This is a genomic window from Winogradskyella rapida (assembly GCF_042675845.1).
Taxonomy (GTDB): Bacteria; Bacteroidota; Bacteroidia; order Flavobacteriales; family Flavobacteriaceae; genus Winogradskyella; species Winogradskyella rapida.
The window spans coordinates 1-8,724 of the sequence record NZ_JBHTKM010000059.1; the positions used below are offsets into that span (position 1 = coordinate 1).

The following is an 8,724-nucleotide window of genomic DNA, read 5'->3' on the forward strand; positions in this document are numbered from 1 at the left end:
TCTTCCCTACTTGCGAAAATTCCTGCGGAATTTTCACGGGTTCGTAAAAGTTTGCTAACTTAGTTGCTTAACCACGCAACTAACCATACACAAAACCGTTGGCAAACATTTTGACGCAACCTTTAGTGACAAACGACATCTATAATGAAAACAGGAAATTAATGAAATTAAAAATAATACTTATACTCTGTTTAATTGGACTAACTAGTTGCGAAGTATCTTCAGTAGATACAGATGACCCGAATTACGTTTTCGATGGAAGAGGCGGAATTAAATGCAAAGCAAATGGCGAATTATTAACATCTGATTATAGTTTCGGTGGAACTGGTTATTCAGAGGAATTACAATTTGTACCGTGGAATAATGAAAACTATATGAGCATTTATTTTAGAGATAAAGGTCACTCGCCTGATTATATTTCTCAATGGATAAATATAGAAATTGTCGATGTTATTCCAGAGACAGTACAAGTCGGTAATATTTACTCTTTAGAAAGTGAATTAGATTCAAATAGTGGGAAATATAGAATTAATTCACCCGATTATAATTACTCAACGGATGACCAGAATACTGGCGAACTAAAAATTCTCTATCACGATTTGGAAAACAGAATATTAGGCGGAACTTTTGAATACGACGCAATTGATGAAAATGGTGTAATTGTAGAAATACGAGAAGGAGAATTCGATATGAAGTATTAAATTATAAACGATTTGCCAACACCGTGTATAATTAATTGCTTGGTTATTGCCTACTTGCGAATATTCCTGCGGAATATTCACGGGTTCGTAAAAGTTTGCTAACTTAGTTGCTTAACCACGCAACTAACCATACACAAACACGTTGTGGTACATTTACCAAAACCGACATAATAAGATGATTCAAAGCAAACATTGTGATTTATGCGAACATCCGAAAAGGGATTTAAAAAATGGCTTGACTTGCAGTTTGACCAATGAAAAACCTGATTTTAAAATTACCTGTCCTGACATTTTACTGGATAAAATATTTCAAGAAAAGTTAGAAAATGTAAATATGGAACTGAAAAGATTGAATGAAATGAAAAGTAAAAAATATTGGACTTTCTACTTACTCATTGCAATCGGATTTTTACTCATAATCGGAAATGAATTTTATACTGACATTACTCTTTCTAAAAATATAATGCGTTGGAAATTCAGAGCGAGCGCAATTGGAGCTGGAATTACAATTTTGATATTTGCATATTCCAAACTTAACAGATTTAGAACAAAACTAAAAGCATCGGAATTAGAAAAAACCAAAATAGACTCAGTATTAGAAAAATATGGAATTGAATATGAAATGAATATTGAGTATAAAGAAAAAGTTCACGGAAATCAGAATGTCAAAATCACAACCGAATATAAAAACTGGACAAAAAAACGTACCACAACACCGTGTATAATTAATTGCTAGGTCCTTCTCTACTTGCGAAAATTCCTGCGGAATTTTCACGGGTTCGTAAAAGTTTGCTAACTTAGTTGCTTAACCACACAACTAACCATACACAAACACGTTAGCGCCAAGCAGACACATCAACCCTTATCTAGGCAACCTAAACGTACGTATTTCTTATGCAGGACTCAATACTCGCACGAATAACCAAATTGAGGAGTATTACGGAACAACAACGCAGGACTGACTAACCGTTAGCACCTACTCTATTGTTTGTTTCTGCCAAATGTGATTCCATACCTACAATAAAAACACGTAAAAAATTAAATAATGCCGGTCGCTAACATTGTGTATATTTAATTGCTTGGGTCTTGCTCATGTGGAAATTCCTGCGGAATTTCCTCGCGTTCGGTCCATTTTTACTAAATTAGATCCCTAATCACGCAACTAACCATACACCGACCGTTGTGTTTCATACCGAAAAAGCCAGCCGCACAAACAGCACATTTGGTTTTTGCCGACACGAAAGCCAACACAGAAAAACCAAAAGAGCTGTTTTTTGCCAACGCTTGAATGATATTGAGAAGAAAGAATTAAATTTAAAAACTGACAAAGAGAATATATTATATGGAATTAAAAATCTTGAAACCACGAAAGGCAATAAATAAAGCCTTTTTAAAAATAAAACCGAACAGAACGGAAATTGAAAGTTTCAAGACGAATTTGATTGAACTACTCGACCGAACAAATGATACTGAATCTGAAGAATTTCACAAAAACCTAGTTTCTGACTTTCTAAAAGACACTTATTACAAGAACAACCATTTTATAAACACAAAAGGAAGAAATGACCTTGTAATCCATAACGGAAACAAAGCGAAAAGTACAGTTGGAGTAATCATTGAGGCAAAAAAGCCAACCAACAAAGCGGAAATGCTGACAAAAGAGAAAATCAATGTCAAAGCATTTCAAGAATTGGTTCTCTATTATTTAAGAGAACGAATTACTCACAAAAACCTCGAAATAAAATATTTAGTTGCTACTAACATTAACGAATGGTTCATTTTTGATTCCAACGTATTTGAAAAGCAGTTTGCTCAAAACAAAGGATTAGTTAAACAGTTCAACGATTTTGAAAATGGAAGATTAGCAGGAAAAACAACCGATTTTTTCTACAAAGAAATTGCAGAGCCTTTTATCAATGGATTAAAAAACGATATTGAATTTACATTTTTCGATATACGAGAATACGAAAAACCACTTCGTAATGATAATCCAAAAGACGACAATAAACTTATATCGCTTTTTAAGTTACTCTCGCCAGAACATTTATTAAAATTACCTTTTGCAAATGACAGCAATAGTCTTGACAAAAGATTTTATGGCGAACTACTGCATATTATTGGTCTTTCGGAAACTAAAGAAGGAAGCAAAAAACTAATTGAAAGAAACAAAAAAGGCGAAAGAAACACAGGTTCATTTCTTGAAAATGCCATAATCCAACTTGACAGTTTAGATAAAATAAACAGACTTGACAATCCTAGCCATTTTGGAACAACTCAAGAGGAACGATTATTTAATGTTGGACTTGAATTAAGCATAACTTGGATTAACCGAATACTGTTTCTTAAACTTTTAGAAGCTCAATTAAAAACCTATCATAAAGGAGACAAATCTTATGAATTTTTAAGTATTGATAAAATTCAAAATTATGATGATTTAAACAGTCTTTTCTTTCAGGTTTTAGCAAAGCAACAATCTGAAAGAAACGAAGATGTAACCGAACTTTTCGCAAAAGTTCCATACTTAAATAGTTCGCTTTTTGAACCAACAGGAATTGAACACGGAACATTATTCATTAGCAATTTGCGTGATGATAAAACCATTCCGATTTATTCCTCAACTGTTTTAAAAAGTGAAAACGGAAAAAAGCGAACAGGAAATTTAAGCACTCTTGAATATCTGTTCGAATTTCTAAATGCTTACGACTTTAGTAGCGAAGGAAAAGAGGAAATTCAAGAAGACAATAAAACCTTAATTAATGCTTCTGTTCTCGGTTTAATTTTCGAGAAAATAAACGGTTATAAAGATGGCTCATTTTTTACACCAGGTTTTATCACAATGTATATGTGTCGTGAAACCATTAGAAAAGCGGTTATCCAAAAATTCAACGAAACCAAAGATTGGAATTGTAAAGACATAGATTCTCTTTACGATAAAATTGAAGACAGACAAGAAGCAAATAATATTATAAACAGTCTTAAAATTTGCGACCCAGCAGTTGGTTCAGGTCACTTTTTAGTTTCTGCACTTAATGAAATGATTGCCATTAAAAACGACCTTAAAGTTTTACAAGATAGAGATGGTAAAAGACTTAAAGAATACCAATTTGAAGTTGTAAATGACGAGTTGATTGTAACTGATGAAGATGGAGAACTTTTTGAGTACAATCCAACCAACAAAGAAAGTCAACGAATACAAGTAGCTTTATTCCACGAAAAGCAAACCATTATTGAAAATTGTTTATTTGGAGTTGACATTAACCCAAATTCAGTAAAAATCTGTCGCTTACGTCTTTGGATTGAGTTACTGAAAAACGCCTATTACAAAAATGAAAGTGAACTAGAAACACTTCCAAATATTGACATAAATATTAAATGTGGTAACTCGCTCATTAGTCGCTTTGATTTAGATTCAGATCTAAAAAAAGCACTTAAAAGCAGTAAATGGACTATTGATAGTTATAGAATTGCAGTTGATACCTATCGTAATGCTCGAAACAAAGAGCAAAAGCGAGAAATGGAAAAACTAATAGACGATATTAAGAACGATTTTAGGAGTGAAATTTCTTCAAACGACAAAAAAGTAAAACGATTAACTAAACTAAAAAGTGAAATTTTTTTAATGACAGAACATCCACAGATGTTTGAGTTATCAAAAAAAGAAAAAACAGGATGGAATAAAAAGCTTAAAAAACTTACAAATGAATCAAAAAAATTAGAAACTACAATAGAAGAAATTAAAAACAACAAAATTTTCGAAGAGGCTTTTGAATGGCGATTTGAATTTCCAGAGGTTTTAGATTATAATGGAGACTTTGTTGGATTTGATGCTGTTATTGGTAATCCACCATATAGTTCAAAGGTTTCGCAGGAAACTACAAAATTTTCGGATTCATACAAGCTAGTAGAATATAAGTGTGACCCGTAGGCTCTTTTTATTGAACGTGGACTAAGCATTTCTAATAGATTAAATCATATTTGCTTTATTACACCACTTACCTATCTTACAAATCACTATTATTACTTGTTACGTAAACATTTAATCAACCACGATTTAATCGACAGTACTATTGTTTTTGATGGATTGGTTTTTGAGGAAGCCAATGTTGATACATCAATTATACATCTAAATAGTTTCCATAAAACAAATTCTTTTTATTGGGGAAAAATTCAACCTAATAACTTAGAGAGTATTAAATTTTTTCCAAGAGACTGTGAAGAAATTGCCAATGAGAATAGATATGAAATCTTTGAATATCTAGGTGAAACGTGGAAAGGTATTAAAGCGAAAATAAAACTTAAATCAATACCTCTTAGCGAATTAAGAAAAATTAGTTTGGGTATGAAGTTAAAAGGGAACTCAAATTATATTGTTTCAGAAAAAACGGAATCACATCCTGATAATATTTTATTTGGGAAAGACTTAGGTTATTATGAGAAACCGAAACGGAACAATTATTTCTCTTGGACAGATTCATTAAAAATTGGAGGTACACAAAGACACGAAGTTTATCTAAGCAACCCAAAAATATTAATTCAAGCAATTAGGAATCTATCACTCGAAAGAAGAATAGTTGCAACTATTGATGAAGAAACATCTTATTTTATTGGTACAGTAAACGGCTTAACTAAATTGAATTCTAGTACAGATTTTATTATTGATGAATATTTTCTATTAGCAATAATAAATAGCAAGTTAATTAACTTCTTTTTCAAAAGCCAGTTCACAACAATATCATTAACGGCATCTTTTTTAGGTGTTATTCCTGTAAAAATAACTGATGAAAAAACGCAAAAGGATATTGGAGATAATGTTAGAATATTGATGTCTAGCAAGAATGATGAAGCAAGAAAGGCTTTGATTGATGAGATTGATAATTCAGTCTTTGAATTATATGATTTAACTGAAAAAGAAGTGCAATATATTAAAAAAGCCAACGCTTAAAGCCATACACATTTGCAATTTGCTTCAGCCAATACACAAGCCAAAAATTGCAAAAGAGTATGTCTTTGCCAACGCTACAAACAGAACGGAAAATAAAGTACGAAAACACAACAACGTATATAAAAAATAGCGGTTTTGGTTCTTAAACGAAAGATAAATAATAAAATAAAGTCAATTATAAACCGAAAAGTTAGTGCATAAAATCCGCTACTTTTCATATACAAGACCGTTAGGCAACATTTGACACCAGCATTGAACAATGGACATTATTGAAGAATTAAAAGCACTAGATTTAAGCGAATTTCCAATTGCGGAATTAGATAGACTACTCACTAGTTTAGGACCTCTTGGAATTATGCTTACCGACTATCATAAAACGCCCGAAAATCAATATTCTAAAGAAATAGAAAGAGCTGTAAATAACTCGAAAGAGGAACCTGAGTTCAATACAGTTTCTAGAATATCTTTTAAACCTGCTAAATTTAATTCAAGCTATTTAAGAGCTAGTACACCAAAGAATACTATGTTTTATGGTTCAGTCATTTCCGAAGATGATTTTGACAAAGAAGAAATGAAATATCCTCGAATTGTTGGTGCTTCCGAAATTTCAAGCTTAATGAGAAACTCGGACGTAATCGAGGGTTGGAGTCGAATGACATTTGGAAATTGGGAAGTAATTGAAAATATTTCTTTAGCAACAATTATTGACCCAACGTTGGAATATGAACATCCATATTTAAACAGTTTAAGGGATAGATATTTAGGTTTCTTAAATGAAATGCCTGAAGAAGTGAGCGAAAACACAATAAAATGCTTAAAGTTTTTATCAAGTGAATTTTCTAAATATGTTGCGAGTGGAAACAACCACGAATACCTAATATCATCAAAATTTACAGAGATTTTTACAAAAACTTCTGCTTACGACGGAATTCTTTATCCGAGTGTTCAATCGAAAGGTTATGGATTATGTGTTGCTATCCATCCAAGAGCTATGAATAAATTAAAGCTAACTAAAGTTTTGCAATGTAAATTGACAAAAACTGTTAGGGAAGATGGAGAAAACAACTTTGAATTATCGAATGAAAAACATTGTTTAGTCGAAGATGGAGCAGAAACATTTGAATTAAAGAATATTGAAAAATAAAAACGTTGCCTAACACCGTATATAATTTATTGCTTGGTTCTAGCCTACTTACGAAAATCCTAGCGGATTTTCTATTCGGTTTTTATTTGTTAAATTACGTGCTTAACCACGCAACAAACCATATACAAACACGTTGGCAATAATATATGACATTCGAAGAACAGAAAATAAAATTTGTTGAAATTCTTACTGAAAGTAAAGAATATAATAAAGATGCTGCACTTCAAAGAATCGTTAAAATTATTAAGTCAATCAATACTTTGAAAGTTTTCAAAAAAGAAAAAAAACTAATAAATAGAATAGCAATTGACTCTGTAGAAAATTGGAATACAATTGAATTAATTTTGAATTTTACCGAAAATATAGATTCTTAAAAATGAAATATAGTATTCCAAACAAACGAGAATTGACAAAATACGAAATTGAATTTCTGACATACTTGTTTGAAAAAGAAAAAGCGGAATGGACAAATCTAATCGGAAGTCTGAAAGTAATTGCAAGATGTGTTTGTGGAAAATGTCCGACTGTAATATTTGGAAAAACATTTGACTCGGAAATTCAAAACGGAAACTTAATAATAGATTACGCTGGAAAAGGTAAAAACGGAGAATTAATTGGAATATCATTATTCGGAACTGACAAAATGCCGACTGAATTAGAATTTTACTCAATTGACGGAAAATCTGAAACTATAGAAATTCCAAAAATTGAAACTCTAAAAAATTTAAAAGAAATTTGAATTAAATAAAAAATACTATTGCCAACACCATATATAATTTATTGCTGGCTTTTTGCTTACTTATGAAAATCCTCGCGGATTTTCTTTGTCTGTAATTATTTACTAACTTAGTTGCTTAAACCAGGCAACAAACCATATATAAACACGTTGTGGTGCATTTGAGAAAAACATCGAGAATTTAATTAATGGCAGGATTAGGATTTATTTTTATTGTATTACCGATTTCCGTAATTCTGTTTCTGTTATGGATTTTTACTCAAAAAAAGTTTTTTGGAATTGCACTAATTGGAATGTGGTGCGGAATGATATTATTGTGGATTTTGTCCGCTGTACTTCAGCCATTTTACACGAAAAAAGTACTTGATAAATCTGACTTTTATGGGGAATATGTAATTGACAGAAATTATTTTTCTGGAAAACAAGCGGATTGGCAATACAACAACTTCCGATTTGAAATAAAAGAAAATGACTCGATTTATTTTTATGTAACAGATGGAAAAGTAATAAATGAAACTTATAAAGGAAAAATATCAACTCTTGCACCTTATCAATCTGCGAGACTTGTAATTGAAATGGAAAAACCAACTCATCACATTTTGACTACTAATCCGACAATTTATCGTGAAGTTTGGGACTTTTTTATGGTGTTTAACTCGCCGAAATTTCATAATATGTATTTCCGAAAAGGAGAATGGAAAGAAATTGAATATTAAGAATGACGAAAGAAAAAATTTTAAAAATAATATCTCTATCATCATATTCGTTAATTATATTAATGGGACAAATGATAGGTATCCCATTTATCTTTTGGCTTATATGGACAAGTTTTGAATTTGGAAATAATGACCAAATATTTGCTATTTCAGGACTTATTGGTCTAATTCTGAACTTTACTAAATATTATAAGAGGACAATTATAAAAATAATGAGTTTTTCTTTAATGCTTATTCCAATTATTAGAAGATTAACAGAAATACCGTTTGAAAAGTTTAAATATCTCGCCTTTCAAATACCTTTAATTATTTTTATTATTACCACTATAGTTTTAATATTAACATCAATCTGGACGAAAAAAAACGCACCACAACAACGTGTATAATTAATTGCTTGTTACTTGCCTACGTGGAAATTCCTGCGGAATTTCCTCTCGTTCGGTTCATTTTTGCTAAATTAGTTGCTTAACCACGCAACTAACCAT

General features: G+C 31.2%; 10 protein-coding genes. All 10 read left to right on the forward strand.

Annotated features, from left to right (window positions below; genetic code table 11):
- The first annotated feature begins 161 nt into the window (after positions 1 to 161).
- The 10 genes from ACFQ13_RS07430 (at position 162) to ACFQ13_RS07475 (ending at position 8,625) form a co-directional block, all read left to right on the forward strand.
- Entirely contained in the window at positions 162 to 701 is a 540-nt protein-coding gene (locus ACFQ13_RS07430; RefSeq protein WP_386115773.1) for a hypothetical protein, read from the forward strand.
- A gap of 175 nt (positions 702 to 876) precedes the next feature.
- Positions 877 to 1,437 carry a hypothetical protein gene (locus ACFQ13_RS07435; RefSeq protein ID WP_386115776.1) on the forward strand — a complete coding sequence of 187 codons (561 nt, stop codon included), beginning with the start codon at positions 877 to 879 and terminating at the stop codon, positions 1,435 to 1,437.
- Positions 1,438 to 1,883: 446 nt separating this feature from the next.
- The gene (locus tag ACFQ13_RS07440) at positions 1,884 to 2,084 is read left to right on the forward strand and encodes a hypothetical protein (RefSeq protein WP_386115777.1); all 201 of its coding nucleotides are present in this window, start codon (positions 1,884 to 1,886) and stop codon (positions 2,082 to 2,084) included.
- On the forward strand, positions 2,044 to 4,626 hold the full coding sequence (locus ACFQ13_RS07445; protein ID WP_386115778.1) for a DUF7149 domain-containing protein: 2,583 nt from the start codon (positions 2,044 to 2,046) through the stop codon (positions 4,624 to 4,626). Before ACFQ13_RS07440 ends, ACFQ13_RS07445 begins: the two co-directional genes overlap by 41 nt.
- Positions 4,627 to 4,722: 96 nt before the next feature.
- Positions 4,723 to 5,643, forward strand: coding sequence for a TaqI-like C-terminal specificity domain-containing protein (locus ACFQ13_RS07450; RefSeq protein ID WP_386115780.1), 921 nt, complete (start codon positions 4,723 to 4,725; stop codon positions 5,641 to 5,643).
- Between the two features lie 259 nt (positions 5,644 to 5,902).
- The gene (locus ACFQ13_RS07455; protein ID WP_386115782.1) at positions 5,903 to 6,787 is read left to right on the forward strand and encodes a hypothetical protein; all 885 of its coding nucleotides are present in this window, start codon (positions 5,903 to 5,905) and stop codon (positions 6,785 to 6,787) included.
- 146 nt (positions 6,788 to 6,933) lie between these two features.
- Positions 6,934 to 7,161, forward strand: coding sequence for a hypothetical protein (locus tag ACFQ13_RS07460; RefSeq protein WP_386115784.1), 228 nt, complete (start codon positions 6,934 to 6,936; stop codon positions 7,159 to 7,161).
- A gap of 2 nt (positions 7,162 to 7,163) precedes the next feature.
- The gene (locus tag ACFQ13_RS07465; RefSeq protein ID WP_386115786.1) at positions 7,164 to 7,526 is read left to right on the forward strand and encodes a hypothetical protein; all 363 of its coding nucleotides are present in this window, start codon (positions 7,164 to 7,166) and stop codon (positions 7,524 to 7,526) included.
- Between the two features lie 185 nt (positions 7,527 to 7,711).
- Positions 7,712 to 8,239: a hypothetical protein gene (locus tag ACFQ13_RS07470; RefSeq protein WP_386115788.1), complete on the forward strand. Its 528-nt coding sequence runs from the start codon at positions 7,712 to 7,714 to the stop codon at positions 8,237 to 8,239.
- A 2-nt stretch (positions 8,240 to 8,241) separates the two neighbouring features.
- Positions 8,242 to 8,625 carry a hypothetical protein gene (locus tag ACFQ13_RS07475; RefSeq protein WP_386115791.1) on the forward strand — a complete coding sequence of 128 codons (384 nt, stop codon included), beginning with the start codon at positions 8,242 to 8,244 and terminating at the stop codon, positions 8,623 to 8,625.
- The last annotated feature ends 99 nt before the right edge of the window (positions 8,626 to 8,724 follow it).

Excerpts from the sequence above, each read along its gene's own strand:
- ACFQ13_RS07430 (WP_386115773.1), top strand. The coding sequence starts at position 162 with ATGAAATTAAAAATAATACTTATACTCTGTTTAATTGGACTAACTAGT.
- ACFQ13_RS07435 (WP_386115776.1), top strand. The coding sequence starts at position 877 with ATGATTCAAAGCAAACATTGTGATTTATGCGAACATCCGAAAAGGGAT.
- ACFQ13_RS07445 (WP_386115778.1), top strand. The coding sequence starts at position 2,044 with ATGGAATTAAAAATCTTGAAACCACGAAAGGCAATAAATAAAGCCTTT.
- ACFQ13_RS07455 (WP_386115782.1), top strand. The coding sequence starts at position 5,903 with ATGGACATTATTGAAGAATTAAAAGCACTAGATTTAAGCGAATTTCCA.
- ACFQ13_RS07460 (WP_386115784.1), top strand. The coding sequence starts at position 6,934 with ATGACATTCGAAGAACAGAAAATAAAATTTGTTGAAATTCTTACTGAA.
- ACFQ13_RS07465 (WP_386115786.1), top strand. The coding sequence starts at position 7,164 with ATGAAATATAGTATTCCAAACAAACGAGAATTGACAAAATACGAAATT.
- ACFQ13_RS07470 (WP_386115788.1), top strand. The coding sequence starts at position 7,712 with ATGGCAGGATTAGGATTTATTTTTATTGTATTACCGATTTCCGTAATT.
- ACFQ13_RS07475 (WP_386115791.1), top strand. The coding sequence starts at position 8,242 with ATGACGAAAGAAAAAATTTTAAAAATAATATCTCTATCATCATATTCG.